Source organism: Bdellovibrio sp. HAGR004 (assembly GCF_055397015.1).
Genome location: NZ_AP029176.1, coordinates 2,047,301 through 2,071,921 on the forward strand (window position 1 = coordinate 2,047,301; position 24,621 = coordinate 2,071,921).

General features: G+C 48.0%; 23 protein-coding genes and 1 tRNA gene. 9 read left to right on the forward strand and 15 right to left on the reverse strand.

The genetic code is table 11. From position 1 onward, the window contains the following. Nucleotides 1-7: 7 nt before the first annotated feature. The 8 genes from ACZ5ZV_RS10350 to ACZ5ZV_RS10385 all read right to left on the reverse strand — a co-directional run bounded on the left by ACZ5ZV_RS10350 (nt 8) and on the right by ACZ5ZV_RS10385 (nt 8,065). A complete protein-coding gene (locus tag ACZ5ZV_RS10350) occupies nt 8-826 on the reverse strand; it encodes an IS3 family transposase (protein WP_464121378.1) in 819 nt (272 codons plus the stop codon). A 38-nt stretch (nt 827-864) separates the two neighbouring features. Next, entirely contained in the window at nt 865-1,128 is a 264-nt protein-coding gene (tnpA, locus tag ACZ5ZV_RS10355) for an IS66 family insertion sequence element accessory protein TnpA (RefSeq protein ID WP_464119616.1), read from the reverse strand. A gap of 84 nt (nt 1,129-1,212) precedes the next feature. Further along, the gene (locus ACZ5ZV_RS10360; protein ID WP_464121356.1) at nt 1,213-1,419 is read right to left on the reverse strand and encodes a hypothetical protein; all 207 of its coding nucleotides are present in this window, start codon (nt 1,417-1,419) and stop codon (nt 1,213-1,215) included. A 55-nt stretch (nt 1,420-1,474) separates the two neighbouring features. Further along, on the reverse strand, nt 1,475-3,949 hold the full coding sequence (locus tag ACZ5ZV_RS10365) for an RHS repeat domain-containing protein (RefSeq protein WP_464121357.1): 2,475 nt from the start codon (nt 3,947-3,949) through the stop codon (nt 1,475-1,477). 121 nt (nt 3,950-4,070) lie between these two features. After that, nucleotides 4,071-4,844, reverse strand: a complete 774-nt coding sequence (locus tag ACZ5ZV_RS10370; RefSeq protein WP_464121358.1) for an ABC transporter permease — start codon at nt 4,842-4,844, stop codon at nt 4,071-4,073. Further along, nucleotides 4,841-5,758, reverse strand: coding sequence for an ABC transporter ATP-binding protein (locus tag ACZ5ZV_RS10375; protein ID WP_464121359.1), 918 nt, complete (start codon nt 5,756-5,758; stop codon nt 4,841-4,843). The genes ACZ5ZV_RS10370 and ACZ5ZV_RS10375 overlap by 4 nt, the downstream gene beginning before the upstream one ends. A gap of 9 nt (nt 5,759-5,767) precedes the next feature. Continuing rightward, a complete protein-coding gene (locus ACZ5ZV_RS10380) occupies nt 5,768-7,375 on the reverse strand; it encodes a peptide chain release factor 3 (RefSeq protein WP_464121361.1) in 1,608 nt (535 codons plus the stop codon). 72 nt (nt 7,376-7,447) lie between these two features. Beyond that, on the reverse strand, nt 7,448-8,065 hold the full coding sequence (locus ACZ5ZV_RS10385; protein ID WP_464121362.1) for a hypothetical protein: 618 nt from the start codon (nt 8,063-8,065) through the stop codon (nt 7,448-7,450). A 154-nt stretch (nt 8,066-8,219) separates the two neighbouring features. Between ACZ5ZV_RS10385 and trhO the strand changes: the two genes are divergently transcribed. Continuing rightward, the gene (gene trhO, locus ACZ5ZV_RS10390) at nt 8,220-9,269 is read left to right on the forward strand and encodes an oxygen-dependent tRNA uridine(34) hydroxylase TrhO (RefSeq protein ID WP_464121363.1); all 1,050 of its coding nucleotides are present in this window, start codon (nt 8,220-8,222) and stop codon (nt 9,267-9,269) included. A 12-nt stretch (nt 9,270-9,281) separates the two neighbouring features. Then, nucleotides 9,282-9,566 (forward strand): hypothetical protein, encoded by a 285-nt coding sequence (locus ACZ5ZV_RS10395; protein ID WP_464121364.1) that lies wholly within the window; start codon nt 9,282-9,284, stop codon nt 9,564-9,566. A 102-nt stretch (nt 9,567-9,668) separates the two neighbouring features. On the opposite strand, the gene ACZ5ZV_RS10400 is transcribed toward ACZ5ZV_RS10395, so the two are convergent. The 3 genes from ACZ5ZV_RS10400 to ACZ5ZV_RS10410 form a co-directional block, all read right to left on the reverse strand. Continuing rightward, nucleotides 9,669-11,618, reverse strand: coding sequence for a methionine--tRNA ligase (locus ACZ5ZV_RS10400; protein WP_464121365.1), 1,950 nt, complete (start codon nt 11,616-11,618; stop codon nt 9,669-9,671). Between the two features lie 134 nt (nt 11,619-11,752). Then, nucleotides 11,753-12,871: a calcium:cation antiporter gene (locus ACZ5ZV_RS10405; RefSeq protein WP_464121366.1), complete on the reverse strand. Its 1,119-nt coding sequence runs from the start codon at nt 12,869-12,871 to the stop codon at nt 11,753-11,755. A gap of 164 nt (nt 12,872-13,035) precedes the next feature. Next, nucleotides 13,036-13,863, reverse strand: a complete 828-nt coding sequence (locus ACZ5ZV_RS10410) for a LysR family transcriptional regulator (protein WP_464121368.1) — start codon at nt 13,861-13,863, stop codon at nt 13,036-13,038. Nucleotides 13,864-13,965: 102 nt separating this feature from the next. Here ACZ5ZV_RS10410 and ACZ5ZV_RS10415 point away from each other — a divergent pair, with 102 nt between their 5' ends. After that, nucleotides 13,966-14,268, forward strand: a complete 303-nt coding sequence (locus ACZ5ZV_RS10415; RefSeq protein WP_464121369.1) for a hypothetical protein — start codon at nt 13,966-13,968, stop codon at nt 14,266-14,268. A 132-nt stretch (nt 14,269-14,400) separates the two neighbouring features. Here the strand turns inward: ACZ5ZV_RS10415 and ACZ5ZV_RS10420 are convergent. Further along, nucleotides 14,401-14,477, reverse strand: a tRNA-Met gene (locus ACZ5ZV_RS10420). A gap of 136 nt (nt 14,478-14,613) precedes the next feature. On the opposite strand from ACZ5ZV_RS10420, the gene ACZ5ZV_RS10425 reads away from it, so the two are divergent. The 3 genes from ACZ5ZV_RS10425 (at nt 14,614) to ACZ5ZV_RS10435 (ending at nt 16,341) form a co-directional block, all read left to right on the forward strand. Next, nucleotides 14,614-15,501 carry a hypothetical protein gene (locus ACZ5ZV_RS10425; RefSeq protein WP_464121370.1) on the forward strand — a complete coding sequence of 296 codons (888 nt, stop codon included), beginning with the start codon at nt 14,614-14,616 and terminating at the stop codon, nt 15,499-15,501. Between the two features lie 12 nt (nt 15,502-15,513). After that, a complete protein-coding gene (locus ACZ5ZV_RS10430) occupies nt 15,514-16,017 on the forward strand; it encodes a hypothetical protein (RefSeq protein ID WP_464121371.1) in 504 nt (167 codons plus the stop codon). A gap of 117 nt (nt 16,018-16,134) precedes the next feature. Beyond that, nucleotides 16,135-16,341 (forward strand): SlyX family protein, encoded by a 207-nt coding sequence (locus ACZ5ZV_RS10435; protein ID WP_464121372.1) that lies wholly within the window; start codon nt 16,135-16,137, stop codon nt 16,339-16,341. Here the strand turns inward: ACZ5ZV_RS10435 and ACZ5ZV_RS10440 are convergent. Beyond that, entirely contained in the window at nt 16,335-17,087 is a 753-nt protein-coding gene (locus ACZ5ZV_RS10440; RefSeq protein WP_464121373.1) for a YoaK family protein, read from the reverse strand. The genes ACZ5ZV_RS10435 and ACZ5ZV_RS10440 overlap by 7 nt on opposite strands. Nucleotides 17,088-17,120: 33 nt before the next feature. Then, nucleotides 17,121-17,618, reverse strand: coding sequence for a transposase (locus tag ACZ5ZV_RS10445; protein ID WP_464121374.1), 498 nt, complete (start codon nt 17,616-17,618; stop codon nt 17,121-17,123). Between the two features lie 167 nt (nt 17,619-17,785). Here ACZ5ZV_RS10445 and ACZ5ZV_RS10450 point away from each other — a divergent pair, with 167 nt between their 5' ends. From ACZ5ZV_RS10450 to lon, 3 genes are all read left to right on the forward strand, one after another. Then, entirely contained in the window at nt 17,786-18,673 is an 888-nt protein-coding gene (locus ACZ5ZV_RS10450; RefSeq protein WP_464121375.1) for a 3'-5' exonuclease, read from the forward strand. 101 nt (nt 18,674-18,774) lie between these two features. After that, on the forward strand, nt 18,775-20,118 hold the full coding sequence (locus tag ACZ5ZV_RS10455) for a sensor histidine kinase (RefSeq protein ID WP_464121376.1): 1,344 nt from the start codon (nt 18,775-18,777) through the stop codon (nt 20,116-20,118). A gap of 196 nt (nt 20,119-20,314) precedes the next feature. Continuing rightward, on the forward strand, nt 20,315-22,696 hold the full coding sequence (gene lon / locus ACZ5ZV_RS10460; RefSeq protein WP_464116962.1) for an endopeptidase La: 2,382 nt from the start codon (nt 20,315-20,317) through the stop codon (nt 22,694-22,696). Here lon and ACZ5ZV_RS10465 read toward each other — a convergent pair. Beyond that, on the reverse strand, nt 22,671-24,461 hold the full coding sequence (locus tag ACZ5ZV_RS10465; protein ID WP_464116963.1) for an SLC13 family permease: 1,791 nt from the start codon (nt 24,459-24,461) through the stop codon (nt 22,671-22,673). The two genes, lon and ACZ5ZV_RS10465, sit on opposite strands and share 26 nt — an antisense overlap. Nucleotides 24,462-24,621 lie beyond the last annotated feature (160 nt).

Here is a 24,621-nt window from a genome sequence, read left to right on the forward strand (position 1 = left end):
CTAAGACCTAGCCAGTTTTGAGTTCGCTATTTACCTGCTTTGTTGATCCTTTACTTTTTGCATACTCTGAAGGTGTAAGACCGTTAAGACTCGAATGCGGTCTGTAGGTCTCGTACTCCGTTTTCCACTTCTGCGTCAGAACCCTTGCCAAGTCCAAATTGTCGAATAGATTTCTATCCAAACATTCTGCTCTGAACTTGCCGTTCAAAGATTCAATATATCCGTTCTGCTGGGGTTTTCCTGGTTCAATAAAGTGCAATCGGACCCCATTTAACGTTGCCCACCGCTGCAGGCTCCTAGAGCGAAACTCAGGACCATTATCGACCACCAGCGTTTGTGGCTTTCGGCCAAACATTCTCAGGCGTTCTAACGTCGCTGCCACATCAACACCTTTAAAGCTACTTCGGACCACTAGGTCCGGCATCTCACGCGTACAGTGGTCAACCATCGTTAGGAACTTAAGTTGTTGATTGTTTGCTGCGCGATCATGGACAAAGTCCATCGACCACACTGAATCTGCCTCCTCGGCCTGCGGGAGTGCCAGTCGTAAGTGACGAAGTTTTTTACGCTTCTTTTTTATCCGCAATGATAGTTTTTCCTCTCTGTAAATCCGCTCAGTTCTCTTTTTGTTGATCGGGGCCTCATTCTCCCTGCGGACCAGGTAGTGCAGCATTGGATGACCGTAAGCGGGATGCTGGGCCGCTAGCTCCTTCATGCGCACTCGAAGATCCGCATTGCGATCAGGCTTCTGCTGATACCACCAGGTGTATCGATTGATTTCAAATATCTTGCAGGCCCGCCGTGCCGTAATTCCATGGCTCTCAATCGCTGCGCGCGCAAGAACCTTTCGCTCAGAGGGCCTTCCTACTTTTTTCCCAGAGCCTCTTTCAGAATCAAGTTGTCCAAGGACAGATTTGCAATAAGCTTCTTCATTCGGGCATTTTCTAGTTCAAGCTCCTTGAGGCGTTTGGCCTCGGTCGTGCTCATAGAGCCGTACTTCTTTTGCCACTTATAGAACGTTGCATCTGACACCTTGTGCTGGCGGCAAAGATCTTCCACTGACTTCCCCGCATTTCTCTGACCCAAGATTTCAATAATCTGCTCTTCTGTGAACTTACTCTTTTTCATCGAAAAACCTTCTTCTGCCCGTTTTTTGGGCGTTTATATCAGGCTTTTACGAACTTTCAAGTGGCTTGGTTTATTGGGGGAAGGTCACAATCGCCACGACATAATAGTTGCATAGGGGATGTCGATTTGTTGGGCTGTTGCTTTAACTGGTACATCCAGGGCAAATAATTCTTGGATTCTGGACTTTATGGATTTCGGCCAAGGTTTTCTGACGGAGCTCACTTCGGAATGATATTGCCGAGTCAGCTCTTGGATTTCTTCTATTAGTTGGTTCGCACGCTGTGTTTTCATGAATCGCAGCATGCTGGATATTGATTTCAGTTCCTAGACGCGTTTTATGCAGTGGTTACGAAATTGTTGCCTGATAAGAACCGATAAACCCATTCGCCACACTTTCAACATAGGTTCCGACAGGAGTCCTTCCATGATAGTTAATTGTGGTCATTATTCCTGACGGCAGCGATACACCATACGGCCGTGCGCCAGATGTATATGTGATACTTGCGGTACCTTCTGATGTTACCCACCCTGTACGCAAACCACTTACGAGGTCATAGACAAACTCAATTACACTTCCGTCTGGCCGATTAATATGTGTCAGTTGTTTATCTGCATTATAAATATAATCCGTTTCAATAGCCGGAACTCCCACTAAAGCAGGTGGCGCATACTCTCCTAACAAGGAGCTAGCATTATATGAGAATAGATGATTCTTCCCAGAAGGGGTCTCTATTCCGCTCACGTTTCCATCAGAATCATAGGTGTACACAAGCACTCTGGCATCAGGCAAAACTACCGAGGATACGCGTCCAGCTAGATCATAAATATAGGAAGTCACCTGTCCCAGCGAGTTCTCAACAGATTCCAGATACCCTTCACTGGAATACGAAAGACTAACACTCCTAGTTCCCTGGCTCACAGAAGCTAAATGCCTTCCCGAATATGTATATTGGACTGGCAATAAACTCCCAATCACTCTATCTGTCGGACGTCCATAGATATCCATTTTCAACGACGATGTCCTACCTAAAGTAGAGACATAGCCAAATTCTTTGAGCATTGGATCAAATGTATACGTACCTAAATAAGATGTGCCACCGATATAGATAGAGTCTGTCCATGTAGAAATTGAAAATGGATCCGTAGAATCCACGAGATCTACAGATCTAAAAATCGAATATGAACGTGACGTGCTATCAGAATAAGAACTTAGATAGAAGCTGCCCGTACCCATTTGCGGATCAAGGGTATAATCTAAAAACTTTGTTCCAGCGGCAGACTCCTCAATGAGAGAATAACCACTAGGCCCTTTGGCATGTTGAGTGCTCCTATTATCTCCGTTAGCCGCGAACGTTCTACGCTTGAAATAATCCTCTCCGGCATTCGTAGTATTCACAATCGAATTCCTAATTATCTCTTCTCGACCCATTGATGTAATAACCTTCACTGAAGAGTTATTCTGATCCGTTCCATCATTTAGAATAGACAGCAGTTCAGTAAAGCTTCCTCCATAATCGGTATCTTTTATCAAAAGACCTAGGCCACTATATAAAAACGTACTTGTTCTTCCTGACGGCTTTTTAAAAGAGATTAACAAGTCCGTGGAGGAACCATAAGTAAACTCATACTTCTCGGCTTTCGGATTTTCAAAAGAAGAAATCATGCCATTGGCATTTACCGAAACCTCGGTAACTTGCCCAAATGGACCTACGATCTCAGAGAGAGCACCACTTAAATTGCGCGAAAATAGGATCTCCCCTCCAAAAGGATCGACAATCTTTAACAGGTGTCCGTTAGAATTATAAATAAATTGCTGAACTGCAGCTCCCGACATTGAATGGCGAATCGCAATTAGGAAACCATCAGAATTAAACTCAAACATTCGACTATCATCTTCTTTATAAAGATAGGTATTCGTTGAGCGGATTTTAAGATCAATAGATGCTGTTCGTCCGTCAGCAAAAAAAAGTGTCGTCGAGTTCTTATCGAAGAACATAAAGTTGCTCGGCAACCATCCCCCAAGTCCGAACCGTTTCGCATCAAAATGCTTAAGATAAAAATCATACGGAACTACAAAATTCCCGGCCGTAGATGACTCGGAAATAATGGCCGTCATTTTCTGCGAAACGACCGTATTTACTCCATCCTCATCCAGCCCGTCCCAACTTCCCTGATAAGTGAGATTTGGCGCAGAAGTATAAGTGACACTATCAACCAACGTAGCACCTTTATAAATCTGAATATTAAAGATATCGACGAAGTCTCGCGGAACTGAGTCCACCAAAGATAAGCTGATATGGAAATCTTTAACATAACCTTTTTGATACGACGAAACATACATCATATCCAACTGAGTTCCTACAATTGGAACCTGCTCCATCAAAACCTGATTATCAGCATAAATCACAGAACCCGGCTTTTCAATTGGACAACTGTTTGCTTTCATCGAAGCCGTAATAAATGGATTGTAGCAGGCCGTGAGCTCATACACTTGTCCAACCTCATGGATAACAGGGTCATAAGATCCAAGATATACGTGTGTATCCGTCACCTTGACTTCCACACGAATAATCGGACTTCCACTTGAGGCTCCACCAGATATTTTATGCGAACCAGCAGTACATTTAGAGTATAAGTCACCTGGATATTGCGGGTTGTAATAGATACAACCATCGCTCGATGTTGAGTTCGTTACAATTGTTCGAATGGAGTCGCTTAACTGCTCTTCACAGCTCTGTGCACCAGCATATCGACCGCCCAGTAGCAGTATGCTAAACAAAAAGATCGAGCCCCTAAGCATATAGCCCTCCAACTTATCCATAATCGACAAGTCTGAAGATTATATAAAAACAATTTTCTGTTAATGTATAGGTCAGTGAAAAGACATATCACGATGAAACACATTCCCATCGTGATACTAATATTTTATCAATCCAACTCTCTTACCAGCGCTGGAAGGAGCCTTTTTTCAGGCTGATTTTGGCTACTGCGAAGAAAACCAGGAAGCCGATCATCGAGATGATCGCGGCAGTCCAGACGTTGACATCGCTGACGCCAAGGATGCCATAACGAAGACCGTTGATCAGATACAACAACGGATTTGCTTTAGAAACGGCCTGCCAGAACGGATGCAAGTGTTCAATGGACAGGAACACCCCGCCCAGATAGGTCAACGGCAACAGAATGAACGCTGAAAAGGCCGAGAGCTGATCGAAGGTCGTCGCCCAGAACGCAATGCTGATCCCGATCATTCCGAAAATCAATCCCGCCATGACAACAAAGAACAACGTGGTCAACGGATGAGCAATCAGCAGCCATTCGCCCTGTTGATAGTACATAAAGAGCGCGCCCACCGCGTAAGTGATCAGGGCCACAATCGTCCCGCGCACCAAAGAGGCCAGACTCATCGCCCAGATGATTTCCTGATCTGTGATCGGGGCCACGCGCAGGTCTTCCAGATCGCCAGAAAATTTTGAAGACACCACGGATGAAGAAGAGTTCTGAAAGGCGTTATTAATCAGACTCATCATCATAAGACCGGGGATCAAAAAGCTGAGATAGCTGACACCTTGATGGGCCTGCATTTGTTCACCCAAAGAAACCCCGAAGATCAACAGATACAAAAATGAAGAGATAAACGGCGTGATCACCGTTTGCACAATAACCTTCAAAAAGCGCGCGATCTCGCGCTGAAAAATCGTAATAAATCCGGTCATAGCGGCACCTGAACATCTTTTCTGCTGACAAGCTTTAAGAAGGCTTCTTCCAAGTCACCTTCTTCAATGTGAATATCCTGAATCAAGGCCGTTGGAATCATGACTTCACTTAAGAATTCCCCCAGGGTCTTATTCTGAGGAACGATGAACAGGTACTCCTTACCGTCAACTTCTTGCAGGTATTCGGACTGCAGTGGATGCCTTTCCGTCAGGATCACACGGATCTTTTTCAGAGTGTACTGGCGAATGATGGCTTTGGTGTTACCCAACTCGACCAGACTGCCCAGATTGATGATTCCCACGCGATCACAAAGCTGCTGAGCCTCTTCCAGATAGTGAGTGGTTAAAAGAATCGACATCCCATCATTGCGAAGCTCTTCCACAAAGCGCCACAGATCTTCACGCAGGCGAATATCCACGCCTGCCGTCGGTTCATCCAGCAAAAGCAGTTTCGGATTATGAACCAAAGCTTTGGCAATCATCAGACGCCGCTTCATCCCACCGGAAAGCTGTTTCACTTTTTTGTGCCGATGCTCAAACAAAGACAGCTTTTCCAAAAGAAAATGAATGCGCTCTTTATTGTTGCGCAGTCCATAATATCCAGAATGGAACGTCAGAATTTCTTCCACATCAAAAAAGCCCGACGTGATAACTTCCTGGTGAACCACCCCGATCTGGCGTTTCGTGAACAGAGGATCTTTCTGAACATCCACGCCGAAGACCTGCACCGTTCCAGAAGTTGGTTTTTCAAGAGTTGTGATCGTTGAGATGATCGTGGTCTTACCTGCGCCGTTCGGGCCCAGAAGGCCGAAAATCTCGCCCGGTTTGACGGTGAAGGAAACACCTTTCACCGCCTCGACTGTGCCACCTTTGTAGGTTTTGCGCAGATTGGAAATTTCCAATGGTAAAATCATGCTGCCGCCTTACCGCGCGCGAGTGATGCTTGTGTGGAACTCGACTGTTGGGTTTTCACGCTTCAACCAGTTCAAGTCCCATTCCTGATTGACCAGCACAACGGGGTTGTCCTGCAAATCACGGAACATGTTTGCACCGCCTTTGAGATCCGCGACGGGCTTACCATCTTCGGTGCGCGGCCAGCGGGCCACGCCGTATGGCAAGCGAGTCAGTTTCACTTCCAGATTGTATTCATCCAGCAGACGACGCAACAACACTTCAAACTGAAGCTCGCCGACCGCCCCAATAATCGGATCCTGAGGGCCGATGATTGGATCAATGAACAACTGAATCGCGCCCTCTTCCGACAAGTGAATCAGGGCTTCGTTCATCTTCTGACGTTTCAAAGCGTCCCGGACAGACAGTTTCCCGAACAGCTCGGGAGCAAATTTTGGAATATCCTCAAAGTGAACTTTGCCAGAAGCATATACACAGTCACCGATCGCAAAATTGCCCGTATCCCCCACCCCGACAATATCACCGGCATAAGCATCATCGACTGTCTCTTTATCCGCAGCGATAAACTGACTGGCATATGACAGGCGCAGTTCCTTATCGTGACGGGAGTGTTTGACTTTCATCCCTCGCTCAAACTTGCCGGAACAAATACGAATGAACGCAATACGGTCACGGTGACGTTTATCCATATTGGCCTGGATTTTAAATACAAAGCCCGAGAAATTCGCATCGCAAGGATCCATATCCTTGCCATCTTTGGTGTGACGAGGCTGTGGACCTGGAGCGTACTTCGTAAAGAACTGCAAGAACGTATCCACCCCGAAATTCTGTTTGGCAGAACCAAACGTCACCGGCGAAATCGCTCCGCTCAGGAATTCATTCACATCAAATGGAGGCAGCGCACCCTCGATCAGATCCAGCTCTTCCAAAACCTGATCGGCGGATTCCTTATCCAGATAGTCGTACAAAATTTGATCGTCTTTGCCTTTTTCGAAAGGAATGATTTTGTAGTCTTCCACTTCCTCACGGCGCTGATCGTAGATCCAAAGTTCTTTGGTCAGACGATTGTAAATACCGCGGAAGCGCTGTCCGATACCCAACGGCCAGGTCACTGGGTAACACTGCATATTCAGGGTTTTTTCGACCTCATCAATCAAGGTCAGAGGATCCTTCCCCTCACGGTCCAACTTGTTCACGAAAGTGAAAATCGGGATATGGCGCATGCGGCAGACTTCGTAAAGTTTCTTGGTACGCTCTTCCACACCCTTGGCCACGTCAATCAGCATGCACGCGGATTCCACGGCCATCAAAACACGGTATGTGTCCTCCGAGAAGTCTTTGTGTCCGGGGGTGTCCAGAAGGTTCACACGCAAACCGTCGAAGTCGAAAGTCATCACAGAAGATGTGATGGAGATCCCTTTTTCCCGCTCCATCGCCATCCAGTCGGACGTCACAGCCTTGGTTCCCTGCTTGCCTTTCACTTCCCCGGTCTCGTGAATCACTCCCCCGTGATAGAGCAGCTTTTCGGTCAAAGTCGTCTTCCCGGCATCCGGGTGCGAGATGATAGCGAACGTGCGACGACGTTGAATTTCTTTTTGAATCTGCGGAGTTGCGAGCATTTGGATCTTCCTTAGTGAAAAGATCTTTTTACGGGGAAAAACCCCGTCTTACAAGCAAATGCCGCGCTGCAATCACAATCCCGGATTTAAATAAGCTTCCATCACATAACCGATCGTGACGGATGGCGACTCTTTACGGCTGGCCGTGAGCTGAAGGCCTAATTTATCAGCACCGTGATAGATCAGGTTTCCGATAGGTTGCCCCTCAGAAACCGGAAAACTTAATGAAATGCGCCCTTCATAGCTGCGCACAACAAAATACAGATTCACTTTCTTCTTCATCAGGCGAACGACATCCCGTAAAAGCCATTCCTGGGTGCTAGACCCGTTGTGATTTAGCACCGGCGGCTCTTCACCTGGATAGAATTCCACATCCACAGTACGCATCAGGTTGGCTACAGGAGCCCGCAGCTCTTCCAGCGGGGCATTCGGCCTTTCCGATTTAATACAGCGAGCCACCTGGGGATTTTTACGCCCACAAGAATGCCCTTCTTTCCGAAGCTGCTTCACGCGGGCTTTGCCTTCAGCCGTTGTATCGGGAATATCCTCCACCCGACGAATCAGGGGCACTACAAAGTCATCCTGATAATTGTACAGCCCCTCCAAACGAGGAATGGGCATCGGTTCTTCCGCCAAGGCAGAAAATGCTGTCAAAGTGCTCACCAATACGGAAAAGACCAAGAATTTCATACAAATTACCCCTCGTATTTAAGGCTAACTGGGTCAGGACTCTTGCCTCAAGAGAAAAAAGCCCCTATAACAGCCTCCATACTTTTTAACTCCCCTTGGTTTGGAGCCAAGACAGCCACCGAGAGATTGGTGGTGGATAATGGAAGGTGACAATATGTCTGAGACGTCGAACTATTATGTTACGGCATTCTATCGTTTTACAAAACTAGCCGACTTGCCGGCGATTCAAAAAGCTCTTGAAGACAAAGCTGAAGAACTTAATGTGAAGGGTCTTGTGATCCTGGGTGAAGAAGGGTTTAACTCCACCTGCGCAACGTCCTCCCTGGAGTCTTTCGCTGCTTGGAAAAACTTTATTCGCGAATACTTCAACTCTCCGGATCAGTTCTTCAAAGATTCCGAGTCTAACAAGGCTCCGTTTCGCCGCTTCAAGGTTAAAATCCGCAGTGAGATCGTCACAACAGGAATCCCTGGCGTGATGCCACCGGAAGGCGTGAACCATCACCTGTCCCCGACAGAGTGGAATCGCGTTCTGAAGGAAGAGTCCGATTACGTCATGATCGACACCCGCAACTGGTACGAGTACAAAATCGGAACCTTTAAAGGGGCTTTGAATCCGAATATCGAAAAATTCACGGAATTCCCTCAGTACATTGAGGCCCAGGGTATTCCTAAAGACAAAAAAATGCTGATCTTCTGCACCGGAGGAATCCGCTGTGAAAAAGGCATTCTGGAACTTCAGGACAAAGGCTACAATAACGTCTATCAACTGGACGGCGGTATTCTGAACTACATCAAAGAATATCCGAACGATCAATTCGAAGGTGAATGTTTTGTCTTTGACCACCGCGTGGCTGTTAATCAGGAACTAAAGCCCACCACGAAGTTTGGCCTGTGCCCTCACTGTGGCCAGCCTTCTACCATCAAAATTGAATGTAAACGCTGTGATGCTCACGAATTGATCTGTGAAGACTGTATCAAGATTGAGTATGCCAAGGACACCTGCTCTAAAAACTGCGCTTATCAGCTTGAAAAACATCCCGCGCGCAAAGGAAAAAAACAAGTGGTCCCGTTTGAGATCGAAAAAATGGCTGCCGAAGGAAAAGACCCTGCCGAGCTGCCGAAGATCCGCGTGACCCGCACCAAATATATTTCCATGAACCCCAGAGGCGAAGCTGAAACCGTCTCTGAGAAAAAGAATCCCTAGAAAGGACCTCGTATGAAAAAAGCTTTTGCGGTATTTGCTCTTATCTTTGCGTCGCACTCTCTGTCCCTGGCATCCAATGTCTTCAAATGCCAACCTGAAGCTCTAAAAGCGGCATATGATCACTATCTGTATGCCAATGGCCAGGATGCGATGATTACACTGAATATCTACAGCGCTGAAACACAAGACGATTCCATCTACTATCGCATTGAGATCTTGAACCTTGAAACTCAAAGCCGGACAGATTCATGGGTTAAAGTTGAAGCCAACACGTGCAAGGTTCTGGGTGTTCATTAATACCATACCCTTTCTTTCCCATGAAAGAAGGGACCCAGTTCACACAAAAAAGCCCGGACTTGAGCCGGGCTTTTTTTTATTTAGACACAACAACTTCAAGGACTATTCAGCCTCAGCGCTGCCTTCGTCTTTAACCGCCGGGAAATAAACTCCCTTCGCACCAATGGCGTGGCCAGCAGGAATTCCTGTTCCCAGCTCTTCCGCGCGCAACACGCTTTCTGGAAGATTCAAAGACTTACGAAGCTCGTTCACCGTTTCCGGAACAAATGGCGCCAGCATGATCATCAAGTTCTTCAATACATAGAAGCAGGTGAAAAGAGCATCTTTTCTTTCCGCTTCCGGCGCACGGTCATCGTGCGGTTTGTACTGCGTGAACAATGAATTGATCTGTCGTGCGTAGTTTTCAATCTGCCCCAGCAAAATCGCATAGTCGCCTTTTTGCATCGAGCGCAGATACATTTGCACGATCTTCACAGTTTCAGCTTCAGCTTTACCGATCAGTTTACCTTCAGGAACTTTACCGTTAAATTTCGAGTTGCAGGCTGAAATCGGCTTTTCGAAAGCCGCGTTCATAGGACCGGCCAGGAACTTGTTGCGTTCGGCAAAATGCTCAAAATCAAAGTTGGATGCTTTCACTGGCAAGCTTAACAACGCCAGGAAGTAACGAACCTGATCCGGGGAAAAACCCATCTCAAGCAGCTGATCCCCAGTGTAGAAGTTCCCCTTGGACTTGCTCATCTTTTCACCGTTCACCATCAGATGATAACAGCTTAAGATTTCGGTCATTTGCAGATCGCCTTTTTGCGGAAGTTGCATAGGGTTCTGCTTATGACCCAACCACATCGCTCCCTGCATGATCACATAGAAGAACACATTGTCCTGCCCCAGGAACTGCACCACCGTAGCCTCTGGATCACACCAGAAATCCTTATACTGTTCAGGGTCACGACCTGACTGCTCCAAAGCCACTTTTGTGAAAACGATAGGAGCAATCAAAGAGTCCGGCCAGACATACAAGGTCTTGCCTTTCATTTCAGGATCCAGCTCGGCTGGAACCGGTATCCCCCAGGACACGTCACGAGTGATCGGACGATAGCCCCATTTGTCTGTCACAACCGATGGAATCCCCGCAGCCTCCAACGTAGCCTGCGCCTGCGCAAGATCCGCCTTGGAATCAAACAGACACTCCACTTTTTTACCCGCCACGTAACGGGACTTATGCTTTGGCAAAGTCTCTTTGATTTCTTTGTATTTTGCTTCGAATTGATTTTCAAAGCGGCAACCAATCAGAACCGTATTGCTGACCTCCTGGACAACCGCTGAGCGCCAGGCTTTTTGTTTGGTGTCGATCCAGGCCTTCAAAGGGTCTGCAACCTTCCACATGTCCAACCACCAGTGAGCGGTGTCTTTCAGCTCTGGTTTGGCGTCACTCAGCTGACTGCGCGGATTCTGCAGAGTGCTTGGATCAAACTGCGTACCGCAGGCATCACACTCATCCGAATAAGCCTCGGTGTTACCGCAGTTCGGGCAGGTTCCACGTACAAAACGGTCCTGCAGGAAGCGGCTCATCTTCGGATCATACCACTGCTTGGTGATGCGCTTTTCCAGCATGCCATTTTCAAACAGACGACGCAGGAAATCCTGAGAATACTGTTCATGCCATGGATAAGTTTCCGGGCGCGAAGTCCCCGTAAATACGTCAGTCTGAATAGAGTATTTTTTCAGAGTCTCTTTTTGTTTTTCATGGATGGTGTCGATAAATTCGCGGATGGTCTTTCCGGCCTGAACCGCCGCCACTTCACTGGTCGAACCATGATCGTCATTGCCGTTCACGAACAGGACGTTTTCCGCCCCGATCAGCATGCGCATCCAACGAGCATAAATGTCTGCTGGCACGTGCGCCCCGGCAAGATGCCCCAGATGCAAAGGGCCGTTTGCGTACGGCATCCCCGCCGTCACCACAACCTTTTTTGGTTTCTTAAACATATTCAGAACGGATTTAACATCTGTTGGAGGAGAGAATTTATTTTCTGGCTTTGATCCTGGCTGCATTTTAACCCCTAAAGTACTTAATTTATCGAAATTCAAAGAGTGATGCAACGGGAGCCTATCCCAGAGAGGGAAATTAGGACGGCCGAGGCTGCTTGCGCACCATATCAACAGCCTCTTTTACATCGGAAGCCCAACTAGGGGATAAACGACATCACAAAATAAGTCAGAAGAATCACCCCGTGAACCGCCCCTTGAAGCAACGTCGCCTTCCCCGTCCCCAAAGTGATCATACCCGCCATGAATGTCATGAGCATAAAGACCATGTCTTTATTGCTAAGCCCCAACATCAAAGACTGATTCGTCAAAAGACAGAACACAATCACAGTCGGGATCGTCAGGGCGATACTGGCAATCCCGGACCCCAGGGCCAGATTCAAACTTGTTTGCAGACGATTGGCACGGGCCGCATTGATGGCCGCCCATGTTTCTGGAAGAAGAACGATAGCTGCGATCAAAAGTCCCACCACCGACTTCGGAGCCCCGAGGTAATCCACACCCTGCTCAATCAATGGAGAAATCATCTTGGCAAGCCCGATCACCGCCACCAGACTTACGCACAAAGAAATAAAACTTAGCCACGCATCCACAACAGAAATTTCGTGAGTTGTGTCAATCGGAGTAATGTCGCTGGTCTTATCGACTGCTTCGAAATAGGCCTTGTGGGTCGTGGTCTGGAAGAATATGAACAGAAGATACAAAAGAACACAAATGGCGCCAATGAAGATCATCTGAGGCGTATTGTAGGTCCCCACAGACGTCGTGGTGGTATAGTTCGGAAGCACAAACACCAACAGCGCCAGAGTCATAAGCACGACCATCAGGCTTTTGGAACCTTGAACCTGGAACTCCTGCTCTTTGTACTTCAAGCCCCCCAGTATCAGACACAGAGACACCATCCCGTTGGTGATAATCATCACTGCGGCAAATACGGTGTCACGAGCCAAAACGGAGGCTTCCGCACTGGCTTCAGTCGACTGATTCATTAAAGAAACAATCAACCCCACCTCGATGATAGTCACACACAGAGCTAGAACCAGAGTTCCCAGACCCTCACCGATTTTATGGGCAATAACTTCGGCGTGGTGGACAGAGGACATCACAGCGACACCCAGAAAAACTGCCGCGGTGATCGAGACCCACAAATTTTCTTCCGCAAAGACACTGGACAACAAAAAGACGATCAAACTTAAGGATGAAATGAGATGTTGGGGTTCCAGTCCTTTTCGGACAAATTGTGCGGCGCTTACGATCATGCTGGTATCTCCTTTGTGAAGCTCCCTTTAAGCCTTAAAGGTGGATAATGGTCTTGGGCAAGTGGAAATCAGAAAAAAATCACAATGCGCTGAAAAAGGAAAAGGCCCGATGGTTTTCCATCGAGCTTTAGAGAGCACACTGACAGGATGCGCCATAAGGACTGCTAGATACACTGAACCGCAGATCGAATAGCCTCAAGTAATAATCGTTCAGGTTGGGAGCGCCCAAACTCAGGACGATGAACCAACGCGATTTCATCCTTATAAGTCGGTAGCGACTTCACCTGCCGCAGGTTTTCGTCCGACAACTCAACAGCTTTGGTGGGAATAATTCCATATCCAAGCCCCTTGCCCGTCAGTCGACAAATCAAGTCCAGGCTTTCGGTTTCAATGGTTTTTTGCGGACGCAGTTTCCATTTTTTTAAGATCGATTGAGATTGAAAAAGATTGGAGTTGCAAATAACCGTCTGTGGATCAACGACACTTGCCCCCTCCCAAACTGCAACAGTATCATAGCCCAAGCGAGACACCACCAAATCTGGAACTCGAACTGGATTGATAACAATCCCCACATCCAAGCGTCCATGCTGAACCTCTGCTTGCACTATACGAGATAGATCGTGACGAAGCTCTATGCGATAGTCCGGGGCCAATTTTTGCAGTGTCGATAAAGCTTGCGGCAAACAGTAAGAGGCCACTGTGACATGGCAGCCAATCGAAATCGATTGTCCTCCAAATATGTTTTGATCTTTTCTATCCATATCAAGCTCTTGAATGGAGCTCAGCAAGTCATTAACCTTCGTTAAAAAAAGACGCCCCCTCGGTGTAAGTTGAATTCCCTGACGAGAGCGATAGAAAACGGAAGCACCAAGATCACTTTCAAGGCGCTGTATGGAATCTGAAAGAGCGGGCTGACTAATCCCAAGCTTTCGAGAGGCTTCTCCCATAGTTGCACAACCTGTGGTTAGAGCGAAATTTTCAATATCTTTCATTCTATATTTCATAAGTGTTTACCTAAATAATATATAAGCATATTCGGTATATCCGAAATATAGACCTACAGCTACAACTGCTCTTACAAAAGGAGAAAAAAAATGAATAAAGTATTTTCTGTAATTATGTTTCTGAGTATTTCTACCTTGGCTCATGCTTCTGAATACAAAGCCCATCAGCCTTTTAAGATTAGCGCCACAGTAAGTCACTTTTACGGACGCACAAAAACCGCAGAAGCAGCATTATGGGCTGATGCTTTTTCGATTTGTGAAAAACTTGAGTCTAAAAAAGGTGGTTTAATGCTGAATCGACTGTCCGAAGTCGTTTTTAGTGAGACCCCAGGTACGGCCCTGTCACATGCCGAAGCAACGTTTATTTGTGTTGCTGTTGGGGCCGGTGGCTAAATTCATTAGTACATTCTTCGATGTCTCGATGTCTCGATGTTATTTGGAGTTCCGTAGGGAGTCGAGGCATAAACGTAGACCGAATACACTCAGAAATGGAAAAGGCCCGATGGTTTACCATCGAGCCTTTATTGGTTGCGGGGGCAGGATTTGAACCTACGGCCTTCGGGTTATGAGCCCGACGAGCTACCAGACTGCTCCACCCCGCGACGAGTGAGATGTGACTATATGCCTCCAGGGTGCGTGGGTCAACACTTCATTCAAGATAAATGTAATATAGCACCACGTATCATTGCCCGTCGGATCATTCTATGATTCAGTTCTTCTGTATTACAGGAGACACTCATGAAGTGGAAGAATACTCTTAAAATCCTCACAATCAGCCTCGGACTTTGTTTTGTTATTTTAACAGCGCTGGGACTCTGGGGACTTTCCCGACTTCCATCTGCTTATCAGATCAAAAATGCTCTGGTCCCATCTGCTGTCAGCAAAGCTGCTGAAGAAAATGGCACCGAATCAACTCAGACATCCACAGTCTCTCCGGGGAAAATGGCTTTGCAGGTGTTGCGCGATGATTTTGCTAATATCGAGCGGCCTCTGTCGGAAAGCTGCAAATATATCACCAAAGCTCCTGAAAGCACTTTCCTGAAAGATCCTGCCAACGCGACCTTCAGATTTTTCATCACAAGTCTTTATAACGACCATGATCCCGTGGTGGAAACGGCCGCCCCTGTGTTCCGCTATCTTTTCCGTTTACCCGGAATGAACGAAGTTGTGCCTGCTGTTCTGCAGTCTTCAGAAACAGAACAAGGCCTGCTGCCAAAGGCCCTGTTCTATTACCATCTTTACCAGGCTGGCAGCCATTTAAGTCGTCACCCGGAAAAACTCGATGAGATTCTGCAAAAAAGCTACAACCTGCACCATCTGGTTAAAGCGGCCTCCCAGAATGTGGGAATAAGCAGCGCCCCCGAGACACAGACTTTTTGCGAAGAACTGGAAAAAGAGCTGAACCAGCAAGAGCCCTTTGATGCCAACCAAACTGCAGAGCGAATGAGCGAATTCTTTGCCAAGAAAAATATCGACATCAAGGCCTTAAACTATGATCCTCAATACAGATCAAAAACCCAGCTCCAGTTGTCTGGCAGCAAAGTGGGCGTGCAAGACACCTGGGTGGCCAAACTTTTCGCCAAGGATATTGAAGAACGCGAAAAAAGAAGAAAGAAAACCCACTAAGAGGAATCTCGTGTGAAGACTTTGCTGCTTGTTTCATTCCTTGCGCTTTGTGGATGTCAAACAACCAGCACTGTGGCTAAACCCGAAGCTCTTAACAAAAAAGAACTGCGCGGCTATTTCACTCAGAACATTCCCCACCTTTCCTGGAGTTCCAAAGCCCGGACCAGCTCACTGGGGGGCCTCAGAGCTCCCCCGGCCCCGGTCAAGGTGCAGATTCTGGATACACGTGAATCTGAAGCTGCCGTGGCTGATAACTGGCAACAGGAAAAGCGCCTGAAATCCACCATCATCGCCTTCCCCTGGCAGAAACTGATGGATGAAGAGCAACACCCCCGCTCCGATGCCCGAGCCCAGCTTGAAAGTGCAGGTCTGCAAAAGTATGAGCTGCTGTTGATTCTTGCCGACACCGCCGAACGCGCCCGACGACTGACTGAAATCACATCTCAAGCCGGCTTTTCAAAAACCAAGTACTACAACGCCCCCTACACGGGAATCGCCGACATCTTTGCAGAATAAAATTTATAGAGATCGCATAAAACCCTCAAGCGGGCTCACCCGGAAAACGAACTTCGATCGGCTGAATTTGACGTCCTTGCAAGTCTAGGGTATGAAACCTCCACAGACGAGGAACCCATGGATGAACAACGCCTAATCAATATTGAAACGAAGATTGCGCATCAGGAATATCAACTGGAAGAGCTTCACCAGGTGATTTATCAACAACAGAAAACCATCGATAAACTGGAGATCCTGTTACAAGGCCTGACCACCCGTCTAAAAGAAGCCCTGGGGGATGGCGGCGAAGAGATTCGCGGCAACGAAAAGCCACCGCATTATTGATTCTTCCGAGGCACCAGGACCTGGAAATAATACATCGTCCAGAAAAGAACCCCGGAGGTGGCCACCGGAATCACAAAACCTCCGTGCCCAAAGAGGCTGAAGGCAAAGCCCCCGATAACCGACCCCAGACCAAAAAAGGCGATAATTCCCAAGCGCATCAGGTTGGCTTTAAGTTCTCCATCAAAAGCGATCTCTTTTTCAAGCTTACGATAATTCAGAAGACGACTTAGACCAATCCCCAGATCGGTTGTGATCCCTGTCAGGTGTGTCGTGCGGATGACCGAACGGGACACCGTGGTGATCGTGCCATTTTGAATACCGCAGATCAAACATAGCAAAATCAAAAGGGTATAGTCCCGTGACTCTCTGAGCGGCTCACCAAAGGTGCCGAAATATCCCAACAATCCCCCACCCGCGACGACCGCCGACAGGAAAAAGATCATACCAAAGCTGATATAGTATTTTGGCTTTTTATGCAGCTTCAGACGGACATCAACCAGCAAACCACTGATCATGGCGCCAAACAGAAAGAACAACGGAACTGCCAGCATCCCCAGAGCCATATCAAAATCAAACTGGCTGATTTCGTGCCCGAAGAAGGTGGCAAACCCCGTCACGTGAGAAACAAAGCGGTGACAGGCCATAAAGCCGCCAATATTCAGGATCCCAGCCTGCATTGCCATCAGCATCCAAATGCAGATGTTACTTCTTGTATAATGGGAAATGGATTCATTTCCATAAAGCATGTCTGGCCACCCGTTGGAAAAACCACCCTAGATCTAAATTCCTTTGTCTGACACCCGGTACACGGACAACTCCGGTGGGATCATCCCCTGTTGCTTCATCGCCTGCGGGTCGCGCAATTCGATTCGAACAGAGTTGAATCCATGCCGATCGATAAAACGAATCACCGTCTCGTCACTTTCGTCATTGGCACCTGAAACAAAAAGATTCATATCAAACAGTGGACGGATCGCTCGTAAACGCAACACTCCGTCAGTAACATCCCATGTGCCCTGACCGTCACCCAGGTTATCCACCTGATAATAGAACCTGCCATTGGCAAAAAGGGCCATACGCATCGGGTACTCAGCCCCCGTCTGCAGAAGCTTAAGCTGATCCAATCTATCAGAGGCACCACTGACGTCATCAGAAGGGTTCACAAAACGGCCATAAAAAGCCGCGTCCTTTTTACTGGCAGTCATCGAGGACATCGGCGCACACGCGGTGATTAACAGGGCAACAGAAACAACAGCAATGAAAACAGCCTTGATCATAGATGCAATATCCTTATGGGAATAATAACTTAAGCCTACAACTTAAAATTTATAAGTCAAATCAAGAGGATGCATCCAAGGCCTCAGCCCAGCGCAAAGCGCCGCGCATTGACGTTGCCTTGTCCAGCTTTCTAAGATGGCGGACGAAAATTTAAGGAGCTCTCACGATGGCATTTCGCTGGATTGGCAAATCAGAAGACGGAAAAACAGTCACCCTTCGCCGCTTGGAAGACTGCAAACTCAACACCCCCGCCTATGCCACCACCACCTGGGTTCGCGACAACGCTGATATCGTCCGCTTCGGCGCCATTTTGGATGTGGAAACCACAGGCCTCAATCAGACAGAAGATCAGATCATCGAGATCGGCATCCGCCAATTCATCTTCAACAAAAACTCTGGCGAAGTCCTGGCTGTGACCAAGTCTTATTCCAGTTTTCAGGACCCGGGTCGCCCCATCTCGGCAGAAATTCAGGACCTAACCGGCATCACTGATGAAATGGTGGCCGGGAAACAGATCGACTGGGCCGAGGTGGATAAAATTTTAGGCGAATGTCAGCTGATCATTGCTCACAACGCGAAGTTTGACCGTCCGTTCATTGACCGCAAATCCAAAATCTCGACTGAAAAAGTCTGGGCTTGCTCTTACAAACAAATCGACTGGACTGCCAAAGGCTTTTCCAGCACCAAACTTGAGCTTCTGAATATCTATCACGGTTTCTTCACCGATTCACATCGTGCCATCAATGACGTGGATGCCCTGCTTTATCTGCTCAGTCTGGAAGAAGAAAAAACCAACAAACCCTATTTGCTGGAGCTTATCACCAACGCCCGTCGTTTAATGACCCAGGTGATTGCGACAGCGGCTCCGTTTGAATCCAAGGATCACCTAAAGACTCGCGGCTACAATTGGGACAGCGTCAATCGCTTCTGGCACAAGATCATTTTTAAGGACGAAGTTCCTCATGAAACCAAATGGCTGGAAGAGACCGTTTATGTCGGCCCCTTCGGAGGCATGACCCGCGACATTGCACTGGTGGATGCGTTTAAAAACTGACTCTGAATAAGCTGGACCCTTAGGTGACTTTTAACACTACCAGACCTCTAAGTGATCTTTCGTTAGCGACGATGATAAGATGAAGATGCTGGAGGCAACGTATGGAAGTAGATACGATGCGATCACTGGAACTTATCAAAGACATCTACAATGTCGACCAGTTGCTTTCAGGAAAGGCCTATATCCAAGAGCTTGTTCATCGGCTGGCAACGGCCCTGAACGTAAAGTGTGTTATGGTAGGCCACGCGCTGGAGCCGGAACGAAAACGCATCCAGACGGACTATCTGTGGGCAGCGGACAAATTTGTTCCAAATGTCATCTATGACCTGGCCGAAAGCCCTTGCAACGAAGTGATCTGCGGAACACGCGTGAAACACTACAACTCTGAAGTCCAACTGACTTTTCCATCTGACAAGATGTTGAGGGAAATGAGCATCGAATCTTACATCGGGGCCCCCTTTCTGCACACCGACGGGGGCCTGATTGGTCTTTTGGTGATCATGGATGAAAAGCCGTTCAAAAATCCGATCATGCTTTCCTCAGTGGTGGAGTTTTTTGCGGCACGCATTGGAGCGGAGTATCGGCGCCTGGCGGTGGAAGAGTCCCAACTGCGCATAAAAGAAAAGCTGGAACAATTGGTTCAGGAAAGAACAAGAGAATTACAACAAGCGTTTGCCTCACTCCAGCAAACGCAAAAACAACTTATTTCTCAGGAAAAGCTGGCCACCATCGGGCGCATCACTCTTGGCATTGCTCATGAATTAAAGAATCCTCTGAACATCATAATCAATGTGGCGGAAATTCTGCAAACAGAGGATCTGGATAAAGACTCATTCAAAAAAGTCGCTACCATGATTCAGCAGCACAGTTTGCGCGCCAATGACATCATCACCAATATGCTCAAACAAGCACGCCAAGAGCCCAATCAAAAAGCCGAGTGGGTTGATCTTTCTGCAGTGCTTGAACAAGCTGTGGACATCCACCTTCGCTCTATCACCAATACCGAGCTGCGCTCCCGTTTGCAGAAACACATTGCCATATCTCCGGCCATTAAAGCCTGTCTTTGGGATGTTCCGGGGATTGAACGCGTTCTTATAAATATAATTGATAACGCCCTCTATGCAATGACCGAAAAAATGCGAAGGATCGGCCCCTCCTACACACCTGAAATACAGGTCTCCCTGACACAAGAATCTGAATTCTGTCGTATTATAGTGCGCGACAACGGAACTGGCATCGCCCGGAAACATCTTTCCAAGGTCTGCGATGAGTTTTACACAACCAAACCCGCCGGGGAAGGAACCGGATTGGGACTTTGGATCGCCAAGCAGATTATCGAAAAAAACAGGGGCACCTTGAGCATCTCCAGCGAAGAGGGCTTCTTCACCGAGATCACCATCGAGCTGCCAAAATCGGCCAACGCAAATCAACAGGAACTGCCATGATTAAACATGAGTCCATTAATTATCTTCACCACTATTCCGGACCCCAAAGTTTTGCGAATTAACATCAACGAACCGCAGGAAAAAGACAGTCGCATCATGTAGTGTAAAGGAATATGGCGTCCACCTGACTTGACGAATCTCAGATCGACACCATGTTTTCGATAGCCCCTTTAATTCGGGTGGAAATGAGGTAGATGTGTCTTACGTATCTGGCTTCGTCCCGGTGATCCCTCTGAAGAATTCTGTGTTGTTTCCCGACATAAGTATGCCTTTACGGATTGGACGAGAAAAAAGTATTTCTGCGCTTCAAAAAGCTCTGCGCGACAACCATTGGGTGATTCTTTTAACGCAAAAAGATCCCAACGCTTCCGTCAGTGGCATTGAAGACCTTTATCAAGTGGGAACCTTGGCAAAAGTGGAATCTTTCCGCATGGATGCCGACGGAAGTTATAATATTTTTGTAAAAGCTCACCAACGTGTGCGAGTTGTGCAAAGTCAGGAAAGCGACGGACATCTGCAAGTTCAAACTGAGGCTTTGGAGGATACCAGTCGACTGGATAAGAAAACAGAGGAAGCCCTCCTGGCAAGTTTGCGTCAACTCAGCGATGATCTGTTGGATTTATTACCCGGAAATACAAGACAAATCCGTGAGATGATTGCTGAAATTGAAGATCTTTCGACACTTGTCAATATGTGTGCAGCCTATGCGGATATCAGTCTTACGGACAAACAAGAGGTCCTTGAAATCACTTCGTTGAAAGATCGGGCCTTGAAGCTTCTGGATCGCCTTCAGGAACTCAAAGAGCGTCTGAAAATTCAGCGCGGCATCCGCGACAAACTTCAGGAAAGCTTCCAGCAAAATCAGAAGGAAAGCATCTTGCGCGAACAAATGCGCGTGATTCGCGAAGAACTTGGCGACAATGAAGGCGAAGACCTTTTCGCGAAGTTCAAGGAAAAGATTGAGAAATCCGGCATGCCGCAGGAAGCGATGGATCTGGCGCGCAATCAGTTGAAGCGCTTGGAAACTTCCAATTCCGCGTCTCCGGAATATCAGATGATTCGCACTCATCTGGAGCTTATGACTTCTTTGCCTTGGAATCAGTCTTCGGCGCAGCAGGAAATTGACCTTGAAGCGGCGGAGCGCATACTCAATGAAGATCACTATGGTCTGGATAAGATCAAAAAAAGAATCCTGCAACACCTGGCAGTTATGAAACTGCGAAAGTCCCATCAAGGTTCCATTCTGCTTTTCATTGGTCCTCCGGGCGTAGGCAAAACCTCACTGGGTAAAAGTATTGCTCGAGCCTTGGGCAAAAAATACGTTCGCGTCGCCTTGGGGGGCGTGCGTGATGATGCGGAAATCCGCGGTCACCGCCGCACCTATATTGGCGCGCTTCCGGGGCGAATCATATCGGCCATTAAAAAGGCTGGAGAAAATGATCCCGTCTTCATCCTGGATGAGATCGACAAGCTCACCCGCGGATTCGGGGGCGATCCTGCCAGTGCCATGCTGGAGGTTCTGGACCCTGAACAAAACAACAGCTTCCAAGATCACTATCTGGACACACCATTTGATCTGTCGAAGGTCTTCTTTATCGCCACGGCCAACTCTTTGGAAGGCATTCCCCTGCCGCTTCTGGACCGTATGGAGGTGATTGATCTGAGCGGTTACACAATTGATGAAAAGCGCCAAATCGCTCGCAACCACCTGTGGCCGAAGCAGCTTGTTGAACACGGGTTGAGCGAAGGTCAACTGCGTATCACAGACGAGGCCCTGACAAAACTTCTAACCCATTACACCCGCGAGGCCGGAGTGCGTGATCTGCAAAGAAAGATCGCCACGATCTGCAAACACATGAGCCTTAAAATTGTCCAGGCCGCTGCTCTTCCACTTATGGTGGAAGAAAAAGACCTGGAAGAAATTTTCGGGGCAGAGAGATTCTCAGCGGATATGATCGGCAGTCTGTTGCCACCAGGAGTGGTGACGGGTCTTGCCTGGACTCCAGTGGGTGGCGATATCCTGTTCATCGAATCCGCACAGATGCCGGGCCAAGGTCAATTGCTGCTGACCGGCCAACTGGGTGAGGTGATGCAGGAATCTGCAAAGATCGCCTTGAGTCTTCTGAAATCGCGCCTGCCAATCCTGAATCCACTCTTGGACTTCAGTAAAAAGGACATTCACGTGCACGTCCCTGCCGGAGCCATCCCGAAAGATGGGCCCTCCGCCGGCGTGACCATGCTGACTTCAATTGCTTCCTTGTTGCTGAACAAACCCGTGGATCCGAAGCTGGCAATGACCGGTGAAATCTCTCTGCGTGGCAGTGTCCTGCCTGTGGGTGGAATCAAAGAAAAGGTTATTGCCGCACATCGAGCGGGCGTGCAGGAAGTTCTACTGTGCCGAAGAAATGAAAAGGATCTGAAAGAAATTCCGGAAGACATTCGCAAAGACCTGCGCTTCCATTTTGTGGAAGACGTCAACGAAGTTCTAAAGATCACCCTTGGAGTGGATCTGCCACGCTGGGATCAGCCCCAACAGCTGCCCCCGCCTCCGCTTAGTTCCACAGACGCAGGGACATAAAACTGGTGACAATGGCAATAACGGCTGTCAGGGGAAGACCGATTTTCAGGAAATCCACAAAGCGGTAATTCCCCGGCCCCAGAATCAATAAATTCCCATGATGACCGATCGGAGTCAGAAAAGATGCAACGGCTCCGACGGTCACACACACCACCGCCGCCGTCGGTGAGACATTGGCCGCCTTTGCAAAGGCCACCGCAATAGGTGCAATCAGAACCGTGGTGGCAGAGTCCGACAGGATCTGAGTCAACAATCCCGCGGCAACAAAGAACGTCAGCATGATCACCCAAGGATCCCAGTGAGAAATCATGCCCGACAGATTTTTTGCAAAGATCCCCGCCAAACCCGTGTTTTCCATAGCCAGCCCCAGAGGAATCACCCCTGCGATCATCACGAATATTTTCACTTCGATGGATTCATAGGCATTTCGCAAGGACACACACTTCGTAAGAACCATCATCACAGCCCCTGTTAAAAAAGAAATATGCGGCGGAAGAATTTCTGTTGCTGCCATAATCACCGAGACCAGCATAATAACGCCCGCAAGAGGGGCTTTGTTTCTCTTCTTCGGTCGAACCTGCATGGGAAACAGTAAAAGAAAATCGCTGCTCTGATGAATCTCGTCCAGTTGATCTTCATACCCCCATAAGATAATCAGATCCCCCTCTTTCAGGCGCACCTGAGAGATTTCATGATAGATCCAACCATCCTTTCGCCATAGCGCAATCACCAGGACACCTAAGGTGCGAAGAAAATCAACCTCTCCGATGGTTTTACCAACGAAGGGCGACTGAGGAGAAATAAGACCTTGCACAATCATGGGCTCTTCGGTTTTCTTCGCTGGGTCCCCACTTTGCACCTCTTCGCCGTATTTCTTTACGGTCCTAAGAGCCAATCCTGTTTTCTCATCCACAGATAAAAGTTCGTCTGGCGACGTCTTGACCAAAATAATGTCCTGCTCTTGCAAAACAAAATCAGAATCCAAAGTGGAAATACGTTTTCCGTAGCGCTTGACACCCACAATCTCAAAACGTTTGACATTCTCCTTCTGAAACTGAGCAAGCCCCATGCCCAGCCATTGGGATTTTTCAGTGACAATCAGCTCGGTAAAGACTTCATCAATTCTGAATTTGTCGTCTTGCCGATCGCGTCCGGACGTCTTGGGAAGAACCCAGAGCATTAACAAAATAAAAACAACTCCCACCCCAACCAGCACAGAACCCAGAGGAGTGACCTCGAAAAGACGCAAACCCGGCTCGCCGGAACGCTTAAGAACGTTGTTTGCCAGCAAAAAAGCCGGAGCACCGATCAATGTCATTGTGGTCCCCAAAGAGGCCGCCGTCGCCATCGGAATCAACAGCCTGGATGACGGCATATTGTGTTCACGGCACATTCGCATCACAATCGGAAGCATCATCGCCGTTACCATCAGGTGGTGAGTGAAGGCCGAAAGGCCCGCCACCGTCACCATGATCACCAGATTGGCCAGCCATTGATTTCTGCCAGCAAATTTTCCCACAGCGTTGCCGATGGCATCTGTCAGTCCCGTGGCGGTAAGACCTGATGACAGGACAAACACCGCCGCCACAATCAGGGCGGGCTCACTGGCAAAACCGGAAAAGGCCTCTTTAGGATCCAGAACACGGGTGATGGCAAGCGCCAGGATGATCAAAATCCCAATCAAATCCACGCTCAGCTTTTCACTGATAAAGAGATACAAAGCACCGGCCAAGATGAACAAAAACATGATCTGATTTAAATCCATAACGATGATTATGAGTTCACCAGGACTCAAGAGCCAAATTTCATCTTGGCAAACTCATCTCCGATTTTGTAATGGCCAGAACGAGCGCTGTCGTGGGCCGCCGAGTCTCAAAATGAGAGCTTCAACCTAACACTGTTAGAAATCTCTAGACACCTGTTCA